This is a genomic window from Enteroscipio rubneri (assembly GCF_963929405.1).
Classification (GTDB): Bacteria; Actinomycetota; Coriobacteriia; order Coriobacteriales; family Eggerthellaceae; genus Enteroscipio; species Enteroscipio rubneri.
This window is the reverse complement of record NZ_CAWVIN010000002.1, coordinates 400,645-413,326: the sequence shown is the minus strand read 5'-3', so window position 1 is coordinate 413,326 and position 12,682 is coordinate 400,645. Positions and strand designations below refer to the sequence as shown.

The window sequence follows — 12,682 nt, the reverse complement described above, 5'->3', positions numbered from 1 at the left end:
TGCCCGCCCTCCCTATTCATCAAGCTCGTCCAAGACTCTAACGTCATACACCGCCATATCCTGAAGGACCTCTGCCTCGTTGCGCGCGTCGGTGTAGTCGATGACGTCTGCCACATCGAGCTTCGCTTCCAGCAGATACCTCGCGTGTCTTTTGTCGTACTCGTACATGAAGAACTCGGCCACCTCTCGCTTGATAGTCCACGAGAGAGACCCTGCCGAATCTTCAGGGTCCTCTTCCGCTGCGCGATATACCGTAATCACGTCGGCGTCGGCATACTCGGGCGGCAGCGCCTCAGCGCCTCGTCTCGGCAAATCGGTTATCCTGGCACACACCGAGAGCAGGCCGTCGCCGTGATGCTCGTAGCAGGCCACCAGCAGCCTTCGGTATATATCGTCCGGCGCGTCCTCACATAGTCCGTCAGGTCTAAAGACAGCGGGCATCAGCTCGTATATCCCGCTCACGCGTAGGATGAACTCCTCCCAATTGCCCTCCTCGGCCAGCTTCGCCACGGTCGGGTACCAGACGAGCATCTGGCGTATTCTGCGCTTTTCCTGGTATTCAGCGTATACCGCCGGGTTCACAATCCCTGGCATGGGAGGCATGGGAATATATCGCTCCATTGCTTCGTGCAGCTCGTCCTCTGTCATATCAAGAACCGCGTTGAACAGCTTCTGGACCTCTTCGTTAGTGGTCATGTGCCGGTCGGTGTCCAGCCCATGCGCTTCCAGAAACTTGATGTCGCGCTCGCTGAAACCGAGTTCATCGAACTCCCTCATCAGCATCACCTCCTAATTAAATGCGTAATTGAACAAATAAAAAAACACTATAATAGCCCGCCGCCCGAGAGGACGACGGGCTGTTGTGACTATACGAACATCTGCTGGAGCAGACCCTTCTTCAGCTCCTGCCACTTCGCAAGCTCGTTCTTTGCCTTGATGATGACATCATTAAGGGACGAGAGACAATCATCAATCTTGCGCTGCTCATCTTTATTCGGCAATAGCAATGGCATCTCCATGATATGCTTCTTGTCACCACGAGGCATCTTTGAACCTTTTGCCGCAGACATGACGTAGCGGACAAAAGCATCCGACGCGATTAGCCAATACAAATACCCCGGCTCTACACTTGTCGGATGAAATACGAGGACATCGGTGCTACAAGTTCCTTTGCGGTCTGCCAGCCAAGCCTTCTTGAGGTACGGACGAATATTTGACATCAATGTGTCGCCAGGATGATACAAGGTCCCAGAGCCATCGGCGTTAGAATTATCGAAGGTCACACCTCCGAAATCCTTCAGCATGTTCTCAGTTCCAACGAAGTTTGCCCCTTCACTGCGCTGTCTTTCGTACATGCATATATCGCCCAGTGTCTTTTCCTCCCAATCCGGGAAGTCCGACCCGTCGTCAGCCTTGAACCTGACCTCCTGGCTGAACAGCTTCTGCATCACGCCCTTCTTGCGCTTCTCCCATGCGGCGACCTCCGCCTCCTGCGCGGCAATGATGTCGTCAACGGCAGAAAGCAGGTCGGCAATCTTGCGCTGCTCAGGGAGGGAAGGGCGCTTGACTTTTATTTTTGAAAGTTGAGGTGCCGTCAACTGCGGAACACCAGTTGATTCAATGAAAATTCTCGCATAGTTTATCTGCTCAGCAAAGAAATCAACGTCATCATCCATGCTTGGCTGGCAAACAAGCAAACGGACAATAGGCACATACATACAATGTCGTGCCACGGCATGTCCCACATCACCACGTCCCGTTACAGTAAATGTGTTACCGTCAATTTTGTAATTTGACAGTCAACCAGTATAGGGATTATCTCGCTTCCTCGAGCTGCGGAAACTCGCGTCGGCCATGAACAAATGGCGGAGCACCCTTTCCACTTTGGGCCACTTCTCGTCGTCGCGCTTGACCCTGAAGAGGTAGGCGTACCAGTTGAGGTACGACTGGAGGTACTTGAGGTCCATGCCCACGTAGCCGCGCAGGTAGCGCCTCACCCACGAGCAGAGGTTGTTGACCATGGCCATGTGCTCAAGGTACTCCGGGTCCCTGGTGTCGGCCTTGCAGGGCCGGTCGATGCCCCGCACCGCCTCGACCAGCGACCTGTGGGACTTCTCCATGTCGTGGAAGATCTCCGAGCCCTCGGCGATGTGCGGGAGCAGGGCCTCCTTTATGCGCTTCGCGGACGGCTTGCCGTGCCCGCACCTGACGGCGACAACGTTCTTGCGCGCGTCGATCGCCACGGCGATGCAGATCTTGTTCTTGCTGAGGCCCTTCTTCGGCCTCCACCCGGGGTCACCCTTGAGGTCGGAGTCAGTGACGTACATCTCGTCGATCCACACCTTGCCCCCCAGCACGATCCGGTCCTGGTAGCCGTCCACGGTGGCCATGACCCGGTGGCGCCACTCCCAGGCCGTCTGGTGGGAGATGCCGCAGAGCTCGGCGCAGGCGTCGAGCTGCACGTTGAAGCACATGAGGCGTATGAAGACCACCCACCTCCAGAGCGCCCTCTTCGCGTTCTCGAAGACGGTCCCAGTGAGCGAGTTGAACTTCCGGCCGCACCGGCCGCACGACCAGGCGCGGTGGCCCGCGGGCGTGGAGCCGTCGGAGGCGCAGCCCTCGTACGAGCACGACGGGCACCTCGGCCTCGGCCTCCACTTCCGCGCCGCCTCGTCGTAGGTCCCGGCGCCGACGAGCTCGCGGCACCTCCTGGTCTCGACGGCATCCACCAGAAGGGCGAAGTCCGCGTCGGAAAGCGCGTCGACCCCGCCCGAGAAGGGGTTCGGGCTCTTCATTTGGCGTTGTCCCATCCGCGCAGGCGCCCATCCGGCCGGGACGTCGCCAAACATAGGGCCAGATGGGCACCCGCGCAAATCTACGTTTGGCAGCGTGATTGTACCACCCTGCCGCGGCGGCTAGATGAGCACGCCCTCATCCCTACACTGGTTGACTGTCGGACTTTTGTAATAATTGGCATATCCATATAGCCCGTCATTAACCAATGCGTTGGCATAAACTGGATAAGGATAATCTTTGGACTGCTTTGCTGCACAGTTGTTCTTATCAATATCCCCACCTGCGGAAATATAAAACAACTCCCCAAGTGCCTTATCTTCCCAATCCGGGAAGTCAGACCCGTCATCAGCCTTGAATCTCAGTTTCGGTACTCCCATGTCTACACCTCCTTCAGAACTAAATGGATGTACATTTCCAATACTGCCAGCAGGAACAAATCTTCCATCGTGTCTATGGTTTCCCCCGCATATCCTCCCGGTGCTCCATACTCTTTATCCGAATCGTCATCCCCGCTGCCGTATATTGCAACGTACTGCGCAAGGACCGTCGCAAACTGACACGCTTCGTTTTCCGGCGCCCCCTTGAACCCGTACTTGCGCTCAAGGGCAGAAATGGGGTGCTCGGGACCGTCGCCCCGGAACGATTCGCTTAATACGTCCGTGATGCAGCTTTCATAAGACGAGATGCCGTCAAAGTTCGCGGCGAGCGGACCGGTCATATATGAAGGACGATAATTGATTCGCTCGACGGGAATCTTCTCTCCGCCGTAGTATTCGAGGCTGCGCAGCACGTACTTGCCTCCGTCATAGAACGGAGACTCATCTCCAGGAAAACGCGTGCGCAAGACTTCCTCCACCGCTTCAATGCACCGTCCGAAGAGCCCCTTCTCCTCCTTGACGCGCAAATCCAGTCCGCAGTATTCGAGAACACGGTTCTGTGTTTCGAGCGTCATGCAGCAAAACTCGCGGTACATCTCGCGCGAATAGTAATACAGGTCGTTATGCATTGCCGCCATCGCGCACAAAGGAATCAGGCCGCGGTCGGCGTAATGCTTCGATATGAAGGAAACCGCCTGCGACTTCACCCCCTCAGCGTGGCGTCGCTCGTCGCGCTCGTCCTGACGCCGCTCGAATCTCTCCATGCGTCCGCTTTGCCACAGCTGCAGGCCCGCAATCACAACGGTCACGATGAGGGAAATCGAGGCGCAAATTATGCTTATCCAATCTGAACAGGTCAATTACGCCCCTCCTCTCAAAGCCCCAGCTGGCGCAGCATCGACTCCGCCTTGTCGATAGCGGCCTTCTTCTCGGCTCCGATACGCTCCAAATCCGCCCGCACGGCCTCAAGGTCCACCGGCTTCTCTTCCTCGAACGTATCGACGTAGCGGGGGATGTTGAGGTTCCAGCCGTTCGCCTCAATCTCGGCCATGTTGGCCACGTGGGCGAACTTGTCCACGTCCTCGCGCTTCATGTAGGCGTCGACAATCTTCTGGATGTGCTCGTCCTCCAGCGTGTTCTGGTTCTTGCCCGGCTTGAACTCCTTGCTCGCGTCGATGAACAGCACGTTGCCGCTGTTGCCGTTGCGCTTCGTCTTCAGCACCAGCAGGCACACCGGGATAGGCGTGCCGTGGAACAGGTTCGGGGCGAGGCCGATGACCGCATCGAGCCTGTTCAGGTCCTTCACGATGTACTTGCGGATGACCTCCTCGGCACCGCCGCGGAACAGCACGCCGTGGGGCAGCAGCACCGCGACGCGCCCGTCATCGTCGTCCATGTGGTAAATCATGTGCTCCACGAACGCGTAGTCGGCATGGGACTTCGGCGGCAGCTTGCCCGCGCCCGAATACCTCGGGTCGTCCAGCAGCGCCGGGTTCGCGTCGTACTTCAGCGAGTAGGGCGGGTTGCACACCTGAACGGTCATCTTCACGTCGCTGTACTTGTCCTCGCGCAGCGTGTCGCCCTTGTAGATGTCGAAGTTCTGGTAATCAACGCCGTGCATCAGCATGTTCATGCGGGCGAGGTTGTACGTGGTGGCGTTGTTCTCTTGCCCGTAGAAGTGACCGACGCGCCCGGTCGTGAGGTGCTTCTGCACCTCCAGAAGCATGGACGCCGAGCCGCAGGTGCAGTCGCCCACCGTCTTCGCCTCGTCCAGACCGACGGTCGCCAGCGTCGCCACCAGCTTCGACGGCCCCGTGGGCGTGAAGAACTCGCCGCTCTTCTTGCCCGCGTCCGATGCGAACAGGCCGATGAGAATCATGTACGCCGTGCCCAGCACGTCGAACTGCGAATCCGACAGGCTGAAGTCAATCTCGCTGATTTTCACGATGACCTTCGCGATGAGCGCTGTCCTCTCGGCAACGGTATCGCCCAAATCCGGGTCCTGCAGCTTCATGTCATTGAACAGCCCGCTGAACGCAGCCTCGGACGCCTGCCCCATGGTGGAACCTGTCAGCTCGTTCACCGCGCGCTCGTAGTCCTCGACGCTGAATCTGTCCGCATCGTCCTTCGGGCGAACAATTTTGCGCACAAGCTCCCGGAACAAATTCTCGGGCTTAATGATGTAGCCCAGATGCTCGATAGACCACTGCTCGACAACCGGGCGGTAGTCCGCATCGGAGAACGCCTGCTCGTAGGTCAGCCCGTCCTCCTTCAGAATCTCCTGCATGTACTCCTCGGTGCGCTCCGACAGGTAGCTGTAGAAAATCGTCCCCAGAATGTAGTTCCTGAACTTCGTGGAATCCATGTTCCCGCGCAGGTCGTTCGCGATGGCCCAGAGCTTCTGGGAAAGCTCGCTCGCCTGCGCCTGGTATTTCGCAGAGTCAATCATGTCTTACTCTCCTTCTGCCTTGTAGCGGCTATATGTGTTCACGACGAACTCCTTGATGGCGCCCGTCATCTTCGTAATCTTCAGAAGCCCCATGTGATACGCGGCCAGCCTCCTGCGGATTGCCTCCTCGGAAATGCTCCCGCCGAAGGTGTACTCCGAGAAGACCTCCAGCACGTCCTTCGCATCAAGCCCGTTGTCATAAGCGAAGGACTCAATCTCGGCCTGCAGGCTCTCGCGCTCGAACTGCTCGTATGCCTGCTGGATGTCCGCGTCCTCCGGCAAATCGTAGAAGCGCGTGCGGATGAACGCCTCCATGATGTCCTTCTTCGCGCGGAGCGCATCGTTGTCCGAGCGCTCAATCTCGCGCATCACCAGGTCGATGTCCCGCGCCCGCTCCTCATCGGACTTCTCGGCGTCGTGCGCCGACTTCAGCAGGCTCAGGATGTACATCACGTTGATGCGGTCGGTTCGCACCAGCTCCACGTCAAAATCGACGTCGACGGGCACGGGAACCTTCGGGTCCCTCTTCTTCGCCTCGTCGTGGTAGTAGAGGTACCAGCTCTTGTAGCCCTCGTACTCCTCATCGTCCAGCACGACGGACAGGTCGGCCCAGTCGAACTTGCCGAAGGTCTTCAGCGTCGCCAGCGTACCGGACAGCGAGCGGAACGCCACGACGAACTGACGGATGTCGCCCTCGCTCTGGAGCTGCCCCGCATCGTCGACGGTCTGCGCCGCCTTGCGCAGCACGGGCACCTGGTTCACCCACTTGTTCACGTAATACTCGTAGCTCTCCAGCAGGTACTCGTTCGGGTCCCCGTCGCCGGAGAACAGCCGCAGCGCATCGTCCTGCGCGCGCTTGATGTCGCGGTACGACACAACCTGGCCGAACTGCTTCGTCACCTTGTCGACGCGGTTCGTGCGGCTGTACGCCTGCACCAACGTGTGCCAGATAAGGTTCTTGTCCAGATACAGCGTGTTCAGAGGCTTGGCGTCGAACCCGGTGAGCATCATATTGACCACCAGCAGGATGTCCACCTGCGGAAGGTCCTTCTGCTTCATGCGCCGCGTGATGTCCTTGCGGTACGCATCGAAGGAGTCCGGCGCGAAGGACGTGCCGAACATCGCGTTGTAGTCGTCCATGCAGCGGCCTAGAAGCTCTTGGGAGTGCTCGTCGCCGCCTTCGTCCATGTCCTCGTTGGCCTGGTACGTGAAGATTGCGGCCACGCGGTAGCGCTCGCCCTCCGGCCTCGCCTCGTTCAGTGCCTTGAACGCGTCGTAATACTTCCCGAGCGTTTTGATGGAATCGACCGCGAACAGCGCCGTGTAGATGTCCTTTCCCTGCGGGTGGACATGTTGCTCGTGATGCTCGAAGATGTCCTCCGCGATGACGCGGATGCGCTCGTCGTCATGATACAGGGCGTCCAAATCGAGGTTGTGGCGACGACAGTAATCCGGGTCGCCCAGGCGCTCGGGGTCGATGCCGTTCGCGGCGACCTGCTTCGCAAAAATCGTCCGCTGATACTCGACGGAGAACCGCAGGACGTTGCCGTCCGCGATAGCGTCCTTAATCATGTAGCGGTGCAGGCAGGCGTCCAGCTTCGAGCCCGCGTAGAACACGTCGGCGGTCGTCCTGCCGTCCTTGCCCTTGTTCGCCTCGAAGATGGGCGTGCCGGTGAAGCCGATGTAGTTCGCGTTGCGGAAATGCCGCTGGATGTCGCCGTGCATCTTGCCGAACTGGCTGCGGTGGCACTCGTCGATGATGAACACGACCTTCTTGTCGCGGTACGAATCCATCAACGCCTCGTAGCGCTTGCTCTTGACCGCGTTCGCCATCTTCTGGATGGTCGTCACAATGAACTTGCGGTCCGCCTGCTTCAGCTGCTTCACCAGCACGGCGGTCGAGTCCGAGCCGTCAACGCAGTCCTTCTCGAACGAGTTGTACTCGTCCACGGTCTGGTCGTCGAGGTCCTTGCGGTCAATCAGGAAGATGACCTTGTCGACCCTCGGCTCATCGCGCAGAAGCTGCGCCAGCTTGAAGGACGTGAGCGTCTTGCCCGAACCAGTGCATGCGAAGACGTACCCGTTCTGGTTCGACTCCAGCACGCGCCGCTTCGCCGCCTTCACGGCGAAAATCTGATACGGCCTCATGACCATCAGCACCGGCTCGGTTGTCTTGATGACCATGTACTTGTCCAGCATCTCGGTGATAGTCGAGCGCCGCAGGAACTCGGCTGTGAACTCGTCCAGCTTGTTGATGCGCTTGTTGTTCTCGTCCGTCCAGAAGAACACCAGGCTCTTCAGAATCGGATTGTAGACGCCGCCGTCCATCTCGTTCTCGTTGCAGAAATACTTGGTCTGCACCGAGTTCGACACGATGAACAGCTGCAAATAGCGGAACAACCCCTTGAACGAGAACTTGCGGTAGCGGTTAATCTGGTTTATCGCCTCGTTTATCTCCACGCCGGGGCGCTTCAGCTCAATCTGGACCAGCGGAAGGCCGTTGATGAGAATCGTCACATCGTAACGGTTCTTGTACGAAACGTCGTCCTTGTGGTCCTTGTCCATCGTGACCTGGTGCGTCACCTGGTAGATGTTGCGGTCGGTATCGGAGCTGAAGAAATCCAGATACACGGTCCGACCGTTATCCAGCGTCAGGACGTACTTGTCGCGCAGAATCTTCGCGGACTCGTAGACGCTGTGGTTGTCCACATGAATCATCACGCGGCCGAACTCTGCGTCCGAGAAGGCGGCTTCCCCCTTCGCCTCAACCAGCTTGGGCGCATTGAACGCCGCGAGCTGCTTGCGGAAATTCGCCACAACGTCGTCGTAGTTCGACATATCGACGAACTCATAGCCAATGCTCTCAAGCCTGTCTATGAACAGGTTCTCGACATCGTATTCTGATATATGAGCCATAGGCCGCCACCTCCCTTACTTGTCTTCTCTGTGTTCCGCGACCCACTCGTGGATAATCGCGGCAATCGTCGTCTCGCGCTCCGCTGCCATCATCTTCAGCGCCTTCTTGTCGCTCACCGTGAGCGACAGCGAGAGCGTGGTGCGCTTCTCGTCCTCGACGGGCGCAGAATCCGCCGAAACCGTTGTCTGCTTCGCAGCCGCCGGTTCGGAAACCGTCTGCTCTATCTTCTTCTGCTCGGCCTCGCGGTCGGCAGCATACTTCTCGAACATGTTCGCCATAGCTCGACCTCCTTTAATCATTTACGCATTTGTACAATTATACACCTTGTGTCTCGATTTGTCCATACGGAACACGGCTCTGACCTGCGGTTATTCCCTCGGGAATCCCGCAGCCTCGCGCACCGTGTCCACCAGGGCGCGCGTCGCCCTCGCGGCCTTGCCCCTGCGGTCGAACTCGACCACGGACACGCCTGCAGCGCCCGCCTGCACGAACGCCTCGGACTGGGGCAGCGTGACCACCGTCTGGTCGCCCGCAAGCCCCTCGAACCACTCCATGAAGTCGCGGGACGCCTTGAAGCGGTTCCACCCGTTCATCACGTAGACAATCTTCGCCCGGCTGTGCTTGAACACCGCCTTGCGCATGCGCATCAGCGGCTCGATGTCCCTCGACGTGGTGCGGGTGGGGATGACCACCACGTCCGCCTCCCTCAGCCATTCCGACAGCGCCTCCTGGAGCGCCCCCGGCGTGTCCACCACGGCGACCTGCGCGCCGTCCGCCTCGCGGGTGCGGTGCAGGGTGCCGCCCTGGGCGTCCAGGTCGTAGAAGCTCACGGGGATGCCGGAGCGCTCGAAGGAGAATGCTATCTCGTCGGCGACCAGGGACTTGCCCACGCCGCCCTTCTGGTTGCATACCAGAATCGTCTTCATATCGCTCACCTCGCTATACATTTAATCAATTACGCATTTCCATATTTAATTATAAGCCCGCGAAAAGCGCAGTTCAACTGCCACTTTCTGGGCTTCAGCTGGGCTTTTCGTGGTCTCGAAACGGGCTTTCCCGCGTCGCCCGGAACGGCCCGTTTCCCGCATCGCCTCGTAAACGAGCGGATGCCGAAAACCGCCGCCTTCCGCCCCTTGCGCGTACACCCGTCAAAAGCCCTTCTGCAGGTCTCTTCGCGTGCCGTTAGCGGGCCAGCACCCCTTGAAGGATGCCTTCGGCATCGGGTGCCCACGTGAAGAGAAAGGAGGTCCGCACATGAACGAAGGCTGGAAGAGGTTCCACGGCACGGACGAGGAGGTCATGTGGCGCATCCAGGTGCTGAAGCGCACCTCGCGCCTCTGCGCGGCCAAGGCCAAGGAGCTGGAGCGCATGGCGAAGGCGGACGGCGACATGCCCGCCATGGACCACGCGTCGCTCATGGACGTGCTGAAGCGCATCGACAACGTGATGGAGTGGCGGTTCGTGAACGCCCTGGGCGAGGTGGTGCTGGACGCAGACATCCTCGCCGAGAGCATCGACTGCGAGACCCTGCGCTCCATGCGGCAGTGCGTCGTGAACGCCATCGTGGACATCGAGGAGGCAGAGGAGGGGCGCGATGAGTGACTACGGCATCAAAACCTACGCCGACCTGGCCGAGACCTGCCGCGGCATGGTGCTCGCCAACGAGATAGCCAGCCGCCCGCTGGAGCCTGTGAGCGGGGATTGGGCACCCTGGGACGAGATATTCCAGTGGTACATCGTCCAGGACCCGAGCTTCCTCATGGAGCACACCGACGAGCCGGTGTTCTACGACGCGGAGCTGGGGCTGTACGTCTGGGGCGTGACAACTTACGGCACAAGCTGGACAATCCTGCCCGCGCCGGAAATCCACTGACCCACAGGAAAGGGAGACAGCTTACGCTGCCTCCCTTATCTTTTTCGGCTACTCGTACTGCTTGTCCGCATCGGCCCCGTACTTCACGCGGTCACCGGCGCGCCTTACCGCCTTGTCCTCGCGTTCCTGCAGGCGCACGCGCTTTGCCTGCTCCTCGCGCTCGTCCTCGTGGGCAAGGGCCTTCTCGGCTGACTTCAGGCGCTTCTCGGCGTCCCACATGTTCCTGCGGGACTCGTACAGACGCCTCTCCGCAGCTTCGCGCTCCCGGCGGCGCTGCTCCTCCATGGCCTGCTGAAGCAGCATGCGCAGCATCATGGCCGTCATGTCCGCCATCATGCGGGACACGGGGTCCTTGGCGTCGCGCCCGGCCTTGGCGAACACCCACGCACCGGCCAGCAGGTTCGGGCACGGGTGGTTGAGCGCGTCGCGCGCCTCCTTGGAATCGTGGAACTCGCGCCTCGCCGCGTCCACCTCGCCGCGCAGCTTCGCCAGCTGTTCCTCGGGGTGGCGCTCCGCCTCCATGAGCTGCTCGTAGCGCTCGCCCATGAACGGCTCGCCGCTCTCGCGGCAGCGGTCGATGTGCGCCCTCTGGAGGTCGCCCGCCATCTGCGCCACGTCGGACTCCTCGACCGCGTACACGTCGAATGAAGGCTCTGCCGGGGAATCCGGCTGCGGTTCCGCCGCGACGGTTGCCACGGGAACAGGTGCCGGCGCGTCTTCCTTCTGGGCCTCCGCCTGCCTCTGCTTCTCCTCGAAGTAGGCCTCGACGCCTTCCTTGGTCAGGTCGTCGGCGAGGTTGGAGGCGCGGCGCTTGCGGGAGCGGCGCTTGGGTCCCCACTCATCGACCGCCTTGTACGACCATCCGGCGGTGACCTCCCCGGTCTTCTTGTCGGTCTTGACCGTCTCCTTCAGCGTGACGCCCTCAAGTTCGAGGTTGCGCTTGAACTCGTCCACCGTGTCGGAACGGTCGCGGGCGTACGCCACCTTATCCCCGAGGCGGCGGTCGAAAGAGTCATAGCCGAATGTGTCGCGGCGCTGCGCCCATGTGGACATCTCCTTGTCCGCCCCGAGCACCTGGAATCCGTTCTCGCGGCTCAGCCTGTCGTTCACCGCCTGCACGCGCGGGGCGTACAGACTGGTGCCCTCCTTGTTGATGACTTGGCCCGAACGGGCATCGTGGTTCGCGATGGTCGCGTGGGCATGCACGCATCCGCCCTCGCCGTCCACGTGCATCGTGACCCAGCACATGGAGTCCGGCGCCAGCTCGTGGCACAGCGTGTACGCATATTCCATGCCCTGCTGGATGTCATCCTGCCTGCTCGGGTCCAGCTCGTCGGTCGCCCACGAGATGCGCACCTCGTAGCCCTCGTTGACCGCGTTCGGGTGGCGGTGCTTCTGCCCCTCGCAATAGACAATGAAGTCCTCCCTTGAGGCGGCGTCACCCATCTGCGCGGCGATGCGGTCCGTGCCGTTTTCCAGATGCTCGCGCCTGCGCTTTCCCTCACCGAACTCGGTGTACGACATGCGCCCGCGCACGTTCGGAAGCGACTGCACATGCGTCGTTGACATCAGACATCACCTCCTGTCTCCGCGTACGCCTGCAAATCCAAACGCAGCCCCTCGACTTCCGCCCGGAGCTTGTCCACTGAATCGCGGAACTCGCGGAACGCTTCCGCCTCGTCCTTCGTCCTCATCTCCTCGCGCACCGCGTCGTACATGCTCATACCGCTCATGCGCTGGTTGCGCGCACGTGCAATCTGGTTCACGTTGACGCCGATGCGGTTCAGCTCAATTCGGACACGGTCCAGCGCCGGGACGTCCAGAACCACCTCGCGACTCTGCGACGCGTGACGATTTCCGTACAGCGCGCCGCGCAGAAAATTGGAGCGGGAGCGCGTCCCGCGCCTCTCATCCAGCAGGGAAAGCTCCGCGTCGCTCATGCGCACCTGGACCACCTTGTCGCGGCGGTCTTTTTCATGCTTCTGGCGCGTCGCCTTCCCGCTTCTTTTCTCATACATATCCGCCATGCGGAACACCTCCTTTGCTGCTATCCGAAACGCCCGCCTGCGGCGGACAATCCAAACTGCCGTTTTCGGCTAATTTCGCAACGCCCGAGCGCAAAGGGGGAAAGAGCAAGCATTGACTTCGTACGTACAAATTGCGAAATTCGCAATTTGTCCTACTTCGTCAGCTTGCGAGGGGGCGGCTGCGCCGTCCCCTTCGAACCCCCGCCTTTTGTCCACCGAGATGGGCTTGCCCATGTCGGACAC

Annotated in this window: 13 protein-coding genes; 2 read left to right on the top strand and 11 right to left on the bottom strand. The window is 60.1% G+C overall.

What is annotated here, in order from left to right:
* Positions 1-12: 12 nt before the first annotated feature.
* The 9 genes from ABGT83_RS05155 to ABGT83_RS05115 form a co-directional block, all read right to left on the bottom strand.
* Positions 13-777 carry a hypothetical protein gene (locus ABGT83_RS05155; RefSeq protein WP_013979614.1) on the bottom strand — a complete coding sequence of 255 codons (765 nt, stop codon included), beginning with the start codon at positions 775-777 and terminating at the stop codon, positions 13-15.
* 89 nt (positions 778-866) lie between these two features.
* Positions 867-1,784, bottom strand: coding sequence for a restriction endonuclease subunit S (locus ABGT83_RS05150; protein WP_346686703.1), 918 nt, complete (start codon positions 1,782-1,784; stop codon positions 867-869).
* A gap of 15 nt (positions 1,785-1,799) precedes the next feature.
* The gene (locus ABGT83_RS05145) at positions 1,800-2,795 is read right to left on the bottom strand and encodes an IS1595 family transposase (RefSeq protein WP_346685558.1); all 996 of its coding nucleotides are present in this window, start codon (positions 2,793-2,795) and stop codon (positions 1,800-1,802) included.
* 120 nt (positions 2,796-2,915) lie between these two features.
* Entirely contained in the window at positions 2,916-3,173 is a 258-nt protein-coding gene (locus ABGT83_RS05140; protein ID WP_346686291.1) for a hypothetical protein, read from the bottom strand.
* A gap of 2 nt (positions 3,174-3,175) precedes the next feature.
* Positions 3,176-3,880, bottom strand: a complete 705-nt coding sequence (locus ABGT83_RS05135) for a hypothetical protein (protein WP_346686289.1) — start codon at positions 3,878-3,880, stop codon at positions 3,176-3,178.
* A gap of 167 nt (positions 3,881-4,047) precedes the next feature.
* Positions 4,048-5,622, bottom strand: a complete 1,575-nt coding sequence (locus tag ABGT83_RS05130; protein ID WP_346686287.1) for a type I restriction-modification system subunit M — start codon at positions 5,620-5,622, stop codon at positions 4,048-4,050.
* A 3-nt stretch (positions 5,623-5,625) separates the two neighbouring features.
* Positions 5,626-8,538 (bottom strand): type I restriction endonuclease subunit R, encoded by a 2,913-nt coding sequence (locus ABGT83_RS05125; RefSeq protein WP_346686285.1) that lies wholly within the window; start codon positions 8,536-8,538, stop codon positions 5,626-5,628.
* A 15-nt stretch (positions 8,539-8,553) separates the two neighbouring features.
* On the bottom strand, positions 8,554-8,817 hold the full coding sequence (locus tag ABGT83_RS05120; RefSeq protein WP_346686283.1) for a hypothetical protein: 264 nt from the start codon (positions 8,815-8,817) through the stop codon (positions 8,554-8,556).
* A gap of 90 nt (positions 8,818-8,907) precedes the next feature.
* On the bottom strand, positions 8,908-9,465 hold the full coding sequence (locus ABGT83_RS05115; protein WP_346686281.1) for a ParA family protein: 558 nt from the start codon (positions 9,463-9,465) through the stop codon (positions 8,908-8,910).
* 328 nt (positions 9,466-9,793) lie between these two features.
* Here ABGT83_RS05115 and ABGT83_RS05110 point away from each other — a divergent pair, with 328 nt between their 5' ends.
* On the top strand, positions 9,794-10,141 hold the full coding sequence (locus tag ABGT83_RS05110; RefSeq protein WP_009609069.1) for a cAMP-binding protein: 348 nt from the start codon (positions 9,794-9,796) through the stop codon (positions 10,139-10,141).
* The gene (locus ABGT83_RS05105; RefSeq protein WP_283713905.1) at positions 10,134-10,412 is read left to right on the top strand and encodes a hypothetical protein; all 279 of its coding nucleotides are present in this window, start codon (positions 10,134-10,136) and stop codon (positions 10,410-10,412) included. The genes ABGT83_RS05110 and ABGT83_RS05105 overlap by 8 nt, the downstream gene beginning before the upstream one ends.
* Before the next feature lie 48 nt (positions 10,413-10,460).
* Here ABGT83_RS05105 and ABGT83_RS05100 read toward each other — a convergent pair whose 3' ends face one another.
* Positions 10,461-11,981: a relaxase gene (locus tag ABGT83_RS05100; RefSeq protein ID WP_346686280.1), complete on the bottom strand. Its 1,521-nt coding sequence runs from the start codon at positions 11,979-11,981 to the stop codon at positions 10,461-10,463.
* A complete protein-coding gene (gene mobC / locus ABGT83_RS05095) occupies positions 11,981-12,439 on the bottom strand; it encodes a plasmid mobilization relaxosome protein MobC (protein ID WP_204587397.1) in 459 nt (152 codons plus the stop codon). Before mobC ends, ABGT83_RS05100 begins: the two co-directional genes overlap by 1 nt.
* Positions 12,440-12,682: the final 243 nt, after the last annotated feature.

Coding starts and splice junctions, on each gene's coding strand:
- mobC (WP_204587397.1), bottom strand. CDS start 12,439: ATGGCGGATATGTATGAGAAAAGAAGCGGGAAGGCGACGCGCCAGAAG.
- ABGT83_RS05155 (WP_013979614.1), bottom strand. CDS start 777: ATGAGGGAGTTCGATGAACTCGGTTTCAGCGAGCGCGACATCAAGTTT.
- ABGT83_RS05115 (WP_346686281.1), bottom strand. CDS start 9,465: ATGAAGACGATTCTGGTATGCAACCAGAAGGGCGGCGTGGGCAAGTCC.
- ABGT83_RS05120 (WP_346686283.1), bottom strand. CDS start 8,817: ATGGCGAACATGTTCGAGAAGTATGCTGCCGACCGCGAGGCCGAGCAG.
- ABGT83_RS05145 (WP_346685558.1), bottom strand. CDS start 2,795: ATGAAGAGCCCGAACCCCTTCTCGGGCGGGGTCGACGCGCTTTCCGAC.
- ABGT83_RS05110 (WP_009609069.1), top strand. CDS start 9,794: ATGAACGAAGGCTGGAAGAGGTTCCACGGCACGGACGAGGAGGTCATG.
- ABGT83_RS05140 (WP_346686291.1), bottom strand. CDS start 3,173: ATGGGAGTACCGAAACTGAGATTCAAGGCTGATGACGGGTCTGACTTC.
- ABGT83_RS05130 (WP_346686287.1), bottom strand. CDS start 5,622: ATGATTGACTCTGCGAAATACCAGGCGCAGGCGAGCGAGCTTTCCCAG.
- ABGT83_RS05105 (WP_283713905.1), top strand. CDS start 10,134: ATGAGTGACTACGGCATCAAAACCTACGCCGACCTGGCCGAGACCTGC.
- ABGT83_RS05100 (WP_346686280.1), bottom strand. CDS start 11,981: ATGTCAACGACGCATGTGCAGTCGCTTCCGAACGTGCGCGGGCGCATG.
- ABGT83_RS05125 (WP_346686285.1), bottom strand. CDS start 8,538: ATGGCTCATATATCAGAATACGATGTCGAGAACCTGTTCATAGACAGG.